This window comes from Haloarcula halobia (assembly GCF_029338255.1).
GTDB classification, from domain to species: domain Archaea; phylum Halobacteriota; class Halobacteria; order Halobacteriales; family Haloarculaceae; genus Haloarcula; species Haloarcula halobia.
The window spans coordinates 1,344,746-1,357,186 of the sequence record NZ_CP119787.1; the positions used below are offsets into that span (position 1 = coordinate 1,344,746).

Sequence of the window (12,441 nt, forward strand, 5' to 3'; positions counted from 1 at the left end):
TCGTTGGCGTGTCGGGTCGACCCGTAGATTCAAGTGAGTTTGCATTGTACTACAACGCATACATGCCGACAATCAGTGCTCGACTCCCCAGCGAGGAGAAGGCGGAACTCGACGACGTGGCGGCGCTGCTCGCAGAGGACCGGTCGACGACCATCCGGAAGGCGCTGGCGGAGGGGCTCGAGACGCTGCGCATCCGGGTGGCCGTCGAGCGCTACCAGTCCGGGGACGTCTCGGCCGCGGAGGCCGCACACATCGCTGACCTCTCGGTCGCGGAGTGGCTGGACGTGGCCCGCGAGCGCAACCTCACCACGCAGCTGACGCTCTCGGACCTCGAGCTGGACGCCGACACGGCGGCGGAGCTGTGACCCGCATCTACGTCGGCCCGACCTCGCTGTACAAGCTCGGCCAGGTCGGCGAGCTGGCGCTGCTGGGTGCGTTCGACGGCGACGTCGTCGTTCCCGCGCCGGTCATCGACGAGGTGGCCATCGAACCGACGGCGACGAACCTCGCGGAGTTCCTCGAGAGCGAATCCGTCGCGACGGCCGTCGACGAGGCGTACCTCGAACAGGCCCGGTCCCTGCTGGGCGAGAAACAGCTCGGCCCGGCCGCCACCGTGCTTGCGGGGGTGCTGGCCCACCGCGACCCGGCGGATCGGTCGGCCGTCGCCGTCGTCTCCGAGGACCGCACCGTCCGTCGCGTGGCCCAGGGTCTGGGGTCGGCGATCACCAGTAGCTTCGGCGTCGTCGTCAGAGCCGCCGTCGAGGACGACACACTCTCCCCGTCGGCGGCAAAGCGCATCATCCGGCGGATGGACCAGCACGGGATGCACCTGACGGGGGAGTTGCGCGAGCGTGCGGTCGGGGAGGTCTCCGGGTAGGATCCAACGGTCGGCGGACGTGCCTGGGTAGCACGGCCGCGAGCGGAGGGGAACGGCGGCACCGAAAGCGTGGGTTTAACAGTCCGGACCCCGACCCTCGGAGTATGCAGGGTAACCTTCCGCCGGAAGCACAGGAGAAACTCGAGGAACTGCAGGACCTCCAAGAGACCGCACAGCAGGTCGCGACACAGAAACAGCAGGCCGAGTCGCAGCTGAAAGAGTCCGAGACGGCGCTCGAGGAGCTCGACGACATCGACGAGGACACGACGATGTATCGCGAGGTCGGCGAGCTGCTCGTCAAGACCGACTTCGACGAGGCCCGCGACGACCTCGAGGAGAAAGTCGGCAACCTCGAGGTCCGCGTCGAGACCCTCGAGAAGCAGGAGCAGCGCGTCCAGGAGCAGTTCGAGGACCTCCAGAGCGAGCTCCAGCAGATGCTCGGTGGCGGCCCCGCTGGCGGCCCCGGCGCCGGCGCGTAAGGCGATGCCGTCAGACGACGAGGTCGTCCAGGCGGCCGCCGAGGCCGCCGAGTCCGTCGTCTTCTCCCGGTTCGGCGTGAGCGAGGTCGACGACCTCGACGTGACCGTCTCCTTCGAGGACGGCGTCCTCGAGGTCGAGGTCTACGTCAACGCCCCGGAGAGTCGACTCGACGAGACCCAGGTCGCAGACGACGCGGCGCTGGCGGCCCGATCGGCCGTCGACGACCTCTTCGCCGACGAGTCCGAGTGACTGCCGGGCGGATTCTCGTCCGGTTGCGACCCGTCAATCACCGACGAGCCACGGCGCTCGCGACCTCGCGGCCCCGCTCAGGTCCGGTCGCTCGCGAACCCGGTCCGGAACGCGATCCAGGCCAGCACCGAGACGAACAGGATGGGCGGGAGAATCATGAAGCCCCACAGCGGGTCCAGTCCCCACCCGAGCAACAACACCAGGTCGAACAGTCCGATGAACAGGAAGGGCGTGACGTACTTCGCGGCCTGCCACCGGTCCATCCCGTCGCCGTCGAGGAGTGATCTCGAATCGTCGTCACCCGCGAGGAGGTCCTCCGTGGTCCGGTCTGTCGACCCGGTGTCGTCCGGGCGGACGCCTGACTCGACGGTATCGTCCATACCACCACTCGGGAACGGACGGCAAAAAGTACCGCGCTTGCGTCGTCGGGGGACGCGCGCCGCGGTGGCCGGGTGTGCCGCGTTACTGCTCGGTGGCGTTGGACGCGTCGGCGGTCTCACTGGCGGCGTCCTGTGCCGTCGCGTCCTCGTCGTCCGACCCGTCACCCGGCGTCAGGTCGCTGATGTGCCGGCCGAGGTCACCCTCGAGCGTGCCGGCGACGTGGTCGTTGATCGTCTCGTGGACGTCGCTGACGAAATCCGGTACCGGGGCGGGCATCGAGGTCGGCGGGCCGCGTTGGCCGGCCGCGCCGACGTCCGCGGGCGGCCCGCGTCGGTCAGCGTCGGCTTCCTCTGTGTCGTCGGCCTCGGCGGCATCGACTGCGGTCTCGTCCACGTTCGCGTCCGCCTGTGCGGTCGTCGCGTTCTCGTTAGCGGCAGCGTTGTCAGAAGCCTGTGCGCCAGCGGCCGCAGGCAGCGCCGCTGCCGAGCCCGTAACGAGGAACACGGCGAGCAGCGCGCCGGTCAGTTTCGTGAGTTGCATCGTGCGTTGACTCCACTCGACCCTGTGGACCGACGGTACATGAAGGGGGTAAGCGCGGAAGGCGAGTCAATGCGGATTTAGTCGATTTGAACGCTCTACGTGCCGATTTAATCCGGATTAACTGGGATTGACCGGCGGCTCACCCATCGTTCTCGCCCAGCGTCCGCTGGCGGCGGTCCGTCCCGGTCCGCGCGCGCTGTCGGGACCGGCCCACGAGGTAGCCGTCGGCCTCGTCGTCGGCCCAGGACGGGGCGTCCTGGAGCCAGACCGGTGCCCTCGGCCCGCGACACTCCCGCGCCCACGCCCGGGCCAGCGCCTTCGTCTCGAAGGTCCGACGCGGGCCGTGGCGGTTCACCCACCGGCCCGCGGGCGCGCTGACCTTCCGCGCAGAGGGCTTCACGATGACGCGGTAGCCGTCGTCGCTCACGGGTGGGCCTACGGGGCCGACCCGTAAACCGCTCCCGGGCTAGGTTTTCATACCCGCGCACCCAACGTTTCGGTCATGGAACACGAGGCCACGGTGGAGGGTGTCGGTGTCGGCGTCAGCGACGAGGGGACGGGGACGCCGGTCGTCCTCCTGCGCGTCCGCGAGGAGATCGTCCCCATCTTCGTCAGTTCCGACCAGGCCCAGTCGATGCAACTGGCCATCGACGGCGAACCGTTCGAGCGGCCGCTGACACACGACCTGCTCGTGGACATGGTCGCGGAGTTCGGCGGCGCCATCGACCGGGTCCGCATCGACGACCTCGCCGACGGGACCTTCTACGCGAAGATCGACACCGAACAGTATCTCGAGTCGGGCCGCAAGGACCTGGTCTTCGACGCGCGCCCGTCCGACGGCATCGCCATCGGCCTCCGGGTGGACTGCCCGATCGTCGTCTCCGACGAGGTCATCGACGCCGCGGGGCGGTCGCCGGACCAGTTCGAGACGGGCGGTGGCGGGGAGTTCGGGGGCTGACCTCGCGCCGATGAGAAAGACTCTCGATTGTCCGTCCCCGACAGGCCCCCGATGAGCTACGACTCGGTCATCTTCGACAACGACGGCGTCCTCCTGACCCTGACCGGCATGGATGCTCACCGGGAGGGGGCCCGCGAGGCGTTCGCGCGCGTCGGCGTCGACGACCCAGACCCGGACCACATCGAGGCGATGAGCATCGGCGTGTCGGTCCCCCGACTCGAGTCGGTGTGTGCCCACTACGACCTCGACCCCGCGCGGTTCTGGGCGGCCCGGGACGCGGCCATTTCGGCGGCCCAGCGCACGGCGATGCGGGCCGGCGAGAAACGGCCCTACGACGACGTCGACGTCCTCGAGGACCTGACGGTCCCCCTCGGGGTCGTCTCCTCGAACCAGCAGGCCACAGTCGAGTTCGCGTTCGACCACTTCGGTCTCGCCTCGCGGTTCGAGACGGTCCGCGCCCGCGAACCGACCGTCGAGAGCCTCCGCCTCAAAAAGCCCCATCCTCACTACCTCGAGGCGGCGCTGGAGGACCTGGACGTCGACGACTCGCTGTTCGTCGGCGACAACGAGTCCGACGTGGAGGCGGCCCACCGCGCCGGCATCGACGCCGCGTTCATCCGGCGACCCCACCGCGTCGACGCCGACCTGGAGGTCGACCCGGAGTACGACGTCCGGGGCCTCGAGGATGTGGTTCGCATCGCCGAGTGACAGGACGAATCCGACGCGAATACGGGGCCATCCGGAATGTCCCCGGGTCGCGACTGGGTGCTATCTGGTAAGTAAACTGAAGTCAGGCTTTCCCCCTCGACGGCGAGACTCGATGTATGGAGAAGTCGGCCGGGGGGCCACGACAGGACGGGGACAGCGGCACGGATGGCAGTGATCGAGCGGCGGCGGACGCACAACAGTCACCACCGGCCCTGCTGGAGACGCTCGCGGCCCGGGTACCGGAACCGGTCGTCGTCGTCGGCCCGGACCTCGACATCGTGGTCGCGAACGAGAGTCTGACCGACCTGGTCGGGCTCTCGTCGTCGGTGGTCGTCGGCGAACCGGTGACGTGGCTCTTCCCCTCGCTCTCTCGGGCTGCCATCGAGGAGAACTGCCGTGCGGACACCGGCGAGTACCTCCGCTCGCCCAGCGACGGGGCCAGCGGCGACGGGTGGGTCGAACTCGCCTTCGACGAGCACCGCTGGGACGACCGGACGTACTACGTCGGCGTCGTCCACGACGTGACCGACCGCCACGAGCGCGAGCAGATGCTCGAGCAGTACGAGCGCATCGTCGAGACCATCGAGGACGGCGTCTACACGCTCGACGAGACGTTCACCATCCAGACGGTCAACAGCGCCGTCGAATCGATGACCGGCCACGCCGCCGAGGACCTCGTCGGCGAGAGCGCGATGGTCCTCGCCGACGAGTCGACCCTGGAGGAGGCGGCGAGACTGGCCGCACAGATGCAGTTCGGCGACCAGGAGGTCGGGACGCTGACGACGGAACTGACGACGGCGGACGGCGGGACGCTCCCGGTCGAGACGCGGTTCACGACCTACGACCTCGACGACGACCGGTTCAGACAGGTGGGCGTGGTCCGTGACATCTCCGAGCGCCGCCAGCTGGAAGCGACCCTCGCGGCGCTCCACGACGCGACGCGGTACCTGTTGCACGCAGAGACCAAATCGGAGGTCGCAGACCACATCGTCGCCACGGCGACGGACGTGCTCGACCTGCCCGAGGCCTCGATGTTCCTCTTTCACCCCGAGGAGAACGTCCTGAAACAGACCGCAGTCTCCGGCCACGATGGCGAGCACGCGACGACTCGCCCCGTCACGCCCGACAGCGGCCTCATCTGGGATACGTTCGTCGACAACGAACAGGTCTCGTTCGGCCCGGACAGCGACCTGGAACTGGGCGGGGGACTGACCGGCACCGAGTGGACGGGCATCGCCTTCCCGCTCGACGACCACGGTGTGTTCTTCGTTCGGACCGACGGGGAGGTAGACTCGCGGGTCCGCGAGCTGATCGAGCTGCTCGCTGCCAGCGCCCAGGCCGCGCTGGCCAGGGTCGACCGCGAGCTGACGCTCCGCCAGCGCGAGTCGGAACGCCGTTCCCAGAACCGTGAACTGCGCCAGCTCGAGGAGGTCAACGCCATCATCAGGCGCATCGACAGGGTGCTGGTGGAGGCCGAGACGGTCGAGGCCATCGAACAGGCCGTCTGTAACCAGCTGGCGGCGTCGGAACTGTTCTCGCTGGCCTGGATCGGCCGTCAGGACGGGACGGATTTGGTCCCCCGCTCCTGGGCCGGCGACTCCGCGCGGTACCTCGACAGCATCGACCGCTCGGTCCAGCCCGAGGGTGGCCCCCCGTCGGTCCGGACGAGCCGGTCGGAGCGGATGACTGTCGTGTCCGCCATCGGCGACGGTCTGCGCGACGATGCCTGGCGGACGGCGGCCATCTCACAGAACTACCAGTCCGTCATCAGCGTGCCGCTCCAGTACGACGAGTTCGTCTACGGTGTCCTGACGGTCTACTCCGATCGCTCGGACGCGTTCGGCGAGATGCTCCAGTCGGTGTTCGCCGAACTGGGCGAGAGCATCGCGAACGCGATACGCGACGTCGAGGCCCGTCAGCGAGGGGCCGCCGACACGGTGCTCGAACTCGACCTCTCGCTGGGTGCCACCGACACCCTGCTCGTCCAGCTGGCAGACGCCCTCGGGACCACGGTCACCTGCGACGGGGCGGTGCCCCACGAGGACGAGACGACGCGGCTGTTCATCGAGGTCGAGGGGGATCCGGACGTCGACGTGGCCGAGACCATCGCGTCCATCGTCAGCGTCGAGGCCGTCACCGATCTCTCAGTGGACGACGACGTCGACCGCTACGAACTCATCGTCGACGGTCCGACCGTCGCGGGGACCCTGACCGAACTCACGGCGAACCTCTCGTCCCTGACGGCGACGGCGCGCGGCATCGAGGTCACGCTGCACCTGACGACCGACGTCGACGTCCGGGAGTTCGTCGAGCGAATCCAGCGACGCTACCCCGAGACGCACCTCGCCGCCCGCCGGGAGAAGACGGTCCCCCACCGGACCCACGACGGTATCCGCGCGGCGCTCGAGGAGCGTCTCACCGACCGGCAGCTCGAGGTGCTGAAGACGTCGTACCTGAGCGGCTTCTTCGACTGGCCGCGCAAGAGCACCGGCCAGGACGTCGCAGAGATGCTCGACGTCTCCCAGCCGACGGTCAACCGGCACCTGCGCGTGAGCGAGCGCAAACTCATCGAGCTCCTCTTCGACGACGTCTGAGACGGCCCCTGACCGGGGAGCTATACACATATGTGCCCCGCTGGGGGCGGTGAATCTGATTAGCCGGAATCTGTTTTTCGGTATCCCCGGTACGGTACGCCGGCGACTCACGAATGACCGAAACAACACTCGTCTACCGACCCGCGCCGAACGAAACGCTCTCTGACACCGTCGTCCGTGCCGTCGCTGACGCGAAGGGCGTCGACCCGCTGGACCTGGACGCTCGCGTCTACGACGCCGTCGACCCAGACGCCCTCGACAGGCTGTTTACCCCCACAGGCGACGGGTCGGCCCGCCAGGGGATGGTCGCCTTCCCGATGGCGGGCTGTCGCGTCGAGGTCCAGAGCGACCACGCCGTCCGCGTGACCCCGCCCCGCTCGGCGGAACCCGCCGCCGAGGTCCGCGCCTGAACTCGCCAGCGCCAGCTGACGCCTTCTCCCTGCCGAGTAATAGTCCGTTACCGGTCGCGATGCCCCTCCGCCGCGTCATCCGGCCTGCAGTCGACGACGGCAGCCGTGTTCGATCGTCGGTATGGGAACCCTACCCCGTTGGTAACTGGTACGTACAATACCGATTACTGGGTCGATCTGGTACGTATCTGTCTGTTATAAACTTCCTTGTCGTAAGAATATCCTTACGTGGGTGTCCGACACGTGGTGATATGGGATGTGCAAGCGACGTCGCGGGGCGCCTGCCGGTCGTGACGCTCGACGGCGGACCGCCTCGAAGTAATACCGTGTTACCCCCTCTCACGCGGACGGTACAGACAGGTTATCGGCCCTCGCCGGGCCGACTCGAAGCGCGGGGGTGTGAGCGATGAGCACCGATAGCCAGCAGGTACAGTCCCCGGACTTCTTCGACCGGATTCAGCGCGTGACACTCCCCGACCGCGTCACCGAACTGGTCGACGAGTACGAGCAGGTCTGTGGTGAGCGCGACCGGTTCCTCTGGCGGTGGATCTACTCGCTCTTTCCGGAGTTTACCCTCTCGTCGGTCGACCCCGCCCACGCCGACCACGTGCGCACGCAGAAGACGATACTGACGATGTACGTCACCGTCCTCGACGACCTGGTCGAGAACCACGGGGACAGGGCGACGTTCGACGAGGCGCGGCGCCTCGTCCGCGCGCCCGCCACCGTCGACCCCGACCGGGCGGCCGTCGACGAAGCGTACTTCGCGTTCATCGACCGTCTCTGGACGGAGTTCACGAGCGGTCTCGAGGACGCTCCCCGCCGTGGGGAGTTCGAGGACGTCTTCGACTACGACATCACCCAGACGCTGAACGCGATGGACTACAGCGCCGTCGTCAACGAGAACCCGCGCATCGCGAACCTCAACGGGGCCGAGCGCTACGACGCGCACAACATGGTCATGTTCCCCTACGCCGACGTCGACCTGATGTACTCCTCGACCTTCGACCTCGCGGACTACGGGACACTGCGGGACCTCCTGTGGGACCTCCAGGAGATGGCCCGAATCGGCAACTGGCTGACGACGTGGGAGCGGGAGGTCCACGAGGACGATTTCACCGCCGGCATCGTCGTCCTCGCCCTCCAGGAGGGTATCGTCTCGCCCGACGAGCTGGCGGGCACCGACGAGCAAAAGGAAGCGGTCATCGAGCGCATCAAGGGCCAGAACCTCGAACAGGTCTTCCGGGACCGCTGGGCGGACCGCTACCGCGCGGTCAGGGACCGGCAGTCCGACGCCGACAGCGTGGACCTCCAGGCCCTCGTCTCCGGGATGGAGACGGTCTTCGAGTACCACGTCGCGAGTCGCGGCCACAAGTAATCCGGCGTCTCGACCGGTCCGGGGTCGGGTTCGCGGCGCCGTCGGCACCTGCAGCACGTTTTATTGTCGACTGATGTGAATTATAGATGTGGTAACGTTCGCGCGAGCGAGCGACTGATACCTATGTCCGAGACCAAGCCACACCAGAACCTGGCCATCATCGGCCACGTAGACCACGGCAAGAGCACGCTCGTCGGCCGGTTGCTCTTCGAGACCGGGAGCGTCCCCGAACACATCATCGAACAGCACCGCGAGGAGGCCGAAGAGAAGGGCAAGGGCGGCTTCGAGTTCGCCTACGTCATGGACAACCTCGCCGAGGAGCGCGAGCGGGGCCTGACGATCGACATCGCCCACCAGAAGTTCGACACCGACACGTACTTTTTCACCATCGTGGACACGCCCGGCCACCGCGACTTCGTGAAGAACATGATCACCGGCGCGAGCCAGGCCGACCACGCCGTCCTCGTCGTCGCGGCCGACGACGGCGTCCAGCCACAGACCCGCGAGCACGTCTTCCTCTCGCGGACGCTGGGCATCGAGGAACTCGTCGTCGCCGTCAACAAGATGGACATGGTCGAGTACGACGAGGACCGGTTCCGCGAGGTGGTCGCGGAGGTAGAGGAGTTGCTCAATCAGGTCCGCTTTGCCACCGAGGACGCCTCGTTCCTGCCCATCTCGGCGTTCGAGGGCGACAACGTCGCCGAACCGTCCGAGAACACGCCGTGGTACGACGGGAAGACGCTCCTGGAGACGCTCAACACCCTGCCCGAGCCACAGCCGCCGACGGACGCGCCGCTGCGCCTGCCCATCCAGGACGTCTACACGATCTCGGGTATCGGGACCGTCCCGGTCGGCCGCGTCGAGACCGGCATCCTCAACACCGGCGACAGGGTCTCCTTCCAGCCGTCGGACGTCGCCGGCGAGGTCAAGACAATCGAGATGCACCACGAGGAGGTCCCGAAGGCGGGCCCCGGCGACAACGTCGGGTTCAACGTCCGCGGGATCGGCAAGGACGACATCCGGCGTGGCGACGTCTGTGGCCCGGCCGACGACCCGCCGACGGTCGCCGAGACCTTCCAGGCCCAGATCGTCGTGATGCAACATCCCTCGGTCATCACCGAGGGCTACACGCCGGTCTTCCACGCTCACACGGCACAGGTCGCCTGTACGTTCGAGTCGCTGGACCAGACACTCGACCCCTCCTCCGGCGAGGTCGCCGAAGAGAATCCGGACTTCATCGAGAACGGCGACGCCGCCGTGGTCACCATCCGTCCGCAGAAGCCGCTGAGCATCGAGCCCTCGTCGGAGATTCCGGAACTGGGTTCCTTTGCCATCCGCGACATGGGCCAGACTATCGCAGCGGGGAAGGTGCTGTCGGTCACCGAGCGCTGACTTCCTCGGTCCCGCAGTGGCAGGGTCGGCGACGACGCGAGTCCGACGCTCGTGTGGCCCCGGGGCGCCGGCGCCTTCGTGCTGTCGCCGAGCGCGCCCTCAGAGCAGGACGGAGACGACGGCGAGCACGATGAAGATGATGACGAGCCACTTCGCTATCGCCATGCTGAGTCCCGCGACGCCACGCGCGCCGAGGAGTGCCGCGACGAGCGCGAGAATCAGGAAGAGGATAGCGAGCTCGACGAATCCACCGCCGAACTGGAGTACCGGCACGTGCCCGGCCGAAACGGCGCTCTGGACCGCGTGGTCGAATCCCATGCGTGGTGCCACGAGGCGAACCTTCTTGACACTTTGCCAATAATTTGGGGTTACTGGGGGGAGTCGTCGGCCGGCGCTCAGTCGTCGGCGACCAGCGGTTCGCCCTCGTCGGCCATCAGGCGGTCCATGGCGTCTACCATCGCGCGCACGGACGCGCGTGTTATGTCAGAGTCGCTCGCGGAGACGGCCACGTGATCGTCGCCGCGGGACATCTCTATCTCGACGGTGACGACGGCGTCGGTGCCGCCGGTGATGGCGTCGACGTGGTAGTCCTCGAGCGTCGCGTCCGCGGCGTGGGACAGCGCCGTCTCGGTGGCGTTCATCGCGGCGTCGACCGGGCCCGAGCCAACCGAGGCCTCCTTGCGCTCCTCGCCGTCGACCGAGAGACGGACGCTCGCCGTCGGGGTGTCGGACCCGGAGACCGCCGTGAGCCCCAGGAGCTCGACGCGGCGGTCCGTGGCCTGGCCGGTGACGTCGTCGGCGATGGTAAGCAGGTCCGCGTCGGTGACGCGCTTGCCCCGGTCGCCGATCTCCTTGACCCGGGCGACGATCTGGGCCAGCTGGTCGTCTGTGACCTCGACGTCGTGTTCGTCGAGCGCGGCCTTCACGCCGGCCCGCCCGGCGTGCTTGCCCAGGGCGAGCCGTCGCTCGCGGCCCACCTTCTCCGGCGGGTACGGCTCGTACATCGAGTCGTCTTTCAGCGTGCCGTCGGTGTGGATGCCCGACTCGTGGGTGAAAGCGTTCTGACCGACGACGGCCTTGTTCGGGGCCAGCGGGATGCCCGTGCGGTTGGCGATGAGTTCGGCGAGGTCGTACACCTCGGTCAGTTCCATCGTCTCGACGCCGTAGCCATGCGAGAGCGCGATGGCGACCTCTTCGAGGGCGACGTTGCCCGCGCGTTCGCCGATGCCGTTGATGGTGCCGTGGACCATGTCCGCGCCCGCGGCCACCGACGTGAGGGCGTTCATCACGGCCAGCCCCAGGTCGTCGTGGGTGTGGGTGCTGACCGGACCCAGCTCGGAGAGCCGGGAGACGCTCTCGAGCGCGCGGTCCGGCGTGGCGTGGCCGACGGTGTCGGCCCAGCAGATGCGGTCCGCGCCGGCGTCGAGCGCCGAGCCGAGCAGTTCCTCGAGGTAGTCGAGGTCGGCACGGGAGCCGTCCTCGCCGATGACCTCGACCCACAGGCCGTGGTCCTTCGCGTACTCGACGAGGTCGACCGTGTTGTGGACGTTGTCCTGCTTCGAGGTGCCGACCTTCTGCTCGACGTGCTTGTCGCTGGCAGGGACGACGAGAGCGACGCCGTCGACGCCACATTCCAGGGCGAGGTCGATGTCGTTTCGGATGCCGCGAGAGAAACTCGTCACGGCCGCGTCCAGGTCGAGTTCGGCGACCCGCGAGATGGTCTCGCGCTCGCCGGGCCCGGTACACGCGCTGCCGGCCTCGATGACGTCGACGCCGGCCTCGTCGAGTTTGCGGGCGATGCGGGCCTTGTCGTCGGGCGTCAGCGAGACGCCGGGGGCCTGCTCGCCGTCGCGCAGGGTCGTATCCAGAAACTGTACCTCGCCGACGTCTTCGAGGGGACGCGTCGCTGGGTGGTCCCCGAACAGTGTGTGCTGACTCACAGAAAGGTCACTTCCGTCACTCTTGGGGGCGAATTTCGCGCCCAGCCGCCTCGCGGCGACTTCCTCTATCCTCCGTCGGGTGTCCCGACATTGTACTCTGACGTGACACGCTCACACTATAAAAAGTGACGGATACGCGCCGCGGTCAGGACTCGACGACGACGGTGTCCCCGACCGCCACGTCCTCGGCCGCCCCGGCGGGCAGTTCCAGGACCGTGTCGGCTTTCGCCCACCCGAACGAGCGCCAGGGGTGCATCGTCCTGACCGCTGTGACCTCGTCGTCGGCGACCCACACCACGTCGATGGGAAACCGGACGAACAGCATGTGAATAGAGCGCCGGCCGACCCGGTCGAAGGGGAACACGAGACCGTAGTCGTCGGGTATCGACCGGCGGAGCATCAGCCCGCGGCCCTGCTGGAACAGCGAGTCGGCCCGCTCGACGTCGGTAGCCAGTGGCCGGGCCGCTCCCGCCGGGTCGTGGACGATGCGCATACCCATCGCCTGGAGCGAGGCGGAGTTAGGTGTTCTGCCCG

General features: G+C 67.9%; 16 protein-coding genes. 10 read left to right on the top strand and 6 right to left on the bottom strand.

The genetic code is table 11. From position 1 onward, the window contains the following. Positions 1 to 62: 62 nt before the first annotated feature. The 4 genes from P1K88_RS07140 to P1K88_RS07155 all read left to right on the top strand — a co-directional run bounded on the left by P1K88_RS07140 (position 63) and on the right by P1K88_RS07155 (position 1,606). Positions 63 to 365: a UPF0175 family protein gene (locus tag P1K88_RS07140; protein WP_276413732.1), complete on the top strand. Its 303-nt coding sequence runs from the start codon at positions 63 to 65 to the stop codon at positions 363 to 365. Then, positions 362 to 877, top strand: a complete 516-nt coding sequence (locus tag P1K88_RS07145; protein WP_276413734.1) for a PIN domain-containing protein — start codon at positions 362 to 364, stop codon at positions 875 to 877. The genes P1K88_RS07140 and P1K88_RS07145 overlap by 4 nt, the downstream gene beginning before the upstream one ends. Before the next feature lie 104 nt (positions 878 to 981). Next, on the top strand, positions 982 to 1,356 hold the full coding sequence (locus P1K88_RS07150; protein WP_276413736.1) for a prefoldin subunit beta: 375 nt from the start codon (positions 982 to 984) through the stop codon (positions 1,354 to 1,356). 4 nt (positions 1,357 to 1,360) lie between these two features. Then, positions 1,361 to 1,606, top strand: a complete 246-nt coding sequence (locus P1K88_RS07155) for a DUF3194 domain-containing protein (protein WP_276413738.1) — start codon at positions 1,361 to 1,363, stop codon at positions 1,604 to 1,606. A 77-nt stretch (positions 1,607 to 1,683) separates the two neighbouring features. Here the strand turns inward: P1K88_RS07155 and P1K88_RS07160 are convergent, their stop codons facing one another. The 3 genes from P1K88_RS07160 to P1K88_RS07170 all read right to left on the bottom strand — a co-directional run bounded on the left by P1K88_RS07160 (position 1,684) and on the right by P1K88_RS07170 (position 2,954). After that, positions 1,684 to 1,986, bottom strand: a complete 303-nt coding sequence (locus P1K88_RS07160) for a DUF8142 family protein (RefSeq protein ID WP_276413740.1) — start codon at positions 1,984 to 1,986, stop codon at positions 1,684 to 1,686. Positions 1,987 to 2,068: 82 nt separating this feature from the next. Further along, the gene (locus P1K88_RS07165; protein ID WP_276413742.1) at positions 2,069 to 2,527 is read right to left on the bottom strand and encodes a hypothetical protein; all 459 of its coding nucleotides are present in this window, start codon (positions 2,525 to 2,527) and stop codon (positions 2,069 to 2,071) included. Between the two features lie 139 nt (positions 2,528 to 2,666). Further along, entirely contained in the window at positions 2,667 to 2,954 is a 288-nt protein-coding gene (locus P1K88_RS07170) for a DUF8081 domain-containing protein (RefSeq protein WP_276413744.1), read from the bottom strand. Positions 2,955 to 3,029: 75 nt separating this feature from the next. Between P1K88_RS07170 and P1K88_RS07175 the strand changes: the two genes are divergently transcribed. The 6 genes from P1K88_RS07175 to tuf all read left to right on the top strand — a co-directional run bounded on the left by P1K88_RS07175 (position 3,030) and on the right by tuf (position 9,967). Then, positions 3,030 to 3,485 (top strand): bifunctional nuclease family protein, encoded by a 456-nt coding sequence (locus tag P1K88_RS07175; protein WP_276413745.1) that lies wholly within the window; start codon positions 3,030 to 3,032, stop codon positions 3,483 to 3,485. A gap of 51 nt (positions 3,486 to 3,536) precedes the next feature. After that, on the top strand, positions 3,537 to 4,193 hold the full coding sequence (locus P1K88_RS07180; RefSeq protein ID WP_276413747.1) for an HAD family hydrolase: 657 nt from the start codon (positions 3,537 to 3,539) through the stop codon (positions 4,191 to 4,193). Positions 4,194 to 4,309: 116 nt separating this feature from the next. Continuing rightward, complete coding sequence (locus tag P1K88_RS07185) at positions 4,310 to 6,787, top strand: bacterio-opsin activator domain-containing protein (RefSeq protein ID WP_276413748.1); 2,478 nt, start codon at positions 4,310 to 4,312, stop codon at positions 6,785 to 6,787. Between the two features lie 113 nt (positions 6,788 to 6,900). Then, the gene (locus P1K88_RS07190) at positions 6,901 to 7,197 is read left to right on the top strand and encodes a HalOD1 output domain-containing protein (RefSeq protein WP_276413750.1); all 297 of its coding nucleotides are present in this window, start codon (positions 6,901 to 6,903) and stop codon (positions 7,195 to 7,197) included. 406 nt (positions 7,198 to 7,603) lie between these two features. Beyond that, on the top strand, positions 7,604 to 8,575 hold the full coding sequence (locus P1K88_RS07195; protein ID WP_276413752.1) for a hypothetical protein: 972 nt from the start codon (positions 7,604 to 7,606) through the stop codon (positions 8,573 to 8,575). Positions 8,576 to 8,698: 123 nt separating this feature from the next. Beyond that, a complete protein-coding gene (gene tuf / locus P1K88_RS07200; RefSeq protein WP_276413753.1) occupies positions 8,699 to 9,967 on the top strand; it encodes a translation elongation factor EF-1 subunit alpha in 1,269 nt (422 codons plus the stop codon). 99 nt (positions 9,968 to 10,066) lie between these two features. Here the strand turns inward: tuf and P1K88_RS07205 are convergent, their stop codons facing one another. The 3 genes from P1K88_RS07205 to P1K88_RS07215 all read right to left on the bottom strand — a co-directional run bounded on the left by P1K88_RS07205 (position 10,067) and on the right by P1K88_RS07215 (position 12,400). Continuing rightward, the gene (locus P1K88_RS07205) at positions 10,067 to 10,285 is read right to left on the bottom strand and encodes a DUF1328 family protein (RefSeq protein WP_276413755.1); all 219 of its coding nucleotides are present in this window, start codon (positions 10,283 to 10,285) and stop codon (positions 10,067 to 10,069) included. Positions 10,286 to 10,362: 77 nt separating this feature from the next. Then, positions 10,363 to 11,907 carry a (R)-citramalate synthase gene (locus P1K88_RS07210; RefSeq protein ID WP_276413756.1) on the bottom strand — a complete coding sequence of 515 codons (1,545 nt, stop codon included), beginning with the start codon at positions 11,905 to 11,907 and terminating at the stop codon, positions 10,363 to 10,365. Positions 11,908 to 12,052: 145 nt separating this feature from the next. After that, positions 12,053 to 12,400 carry a DUF192 domain-containing protein gene (locus P1K88_RS07215; RefSeq protein WP_276413758.1) on the bottom strand — a complete coding sequence of 116 codons (348 nt, stop codon included), beginning with the start codon at positions 12,398 to 12,400 and terminating at the stop codon, positions 12,053 to 12,055. Between the last annotated feature and the right edge of the window lie 41 nt (positions 12,401 to 12,441).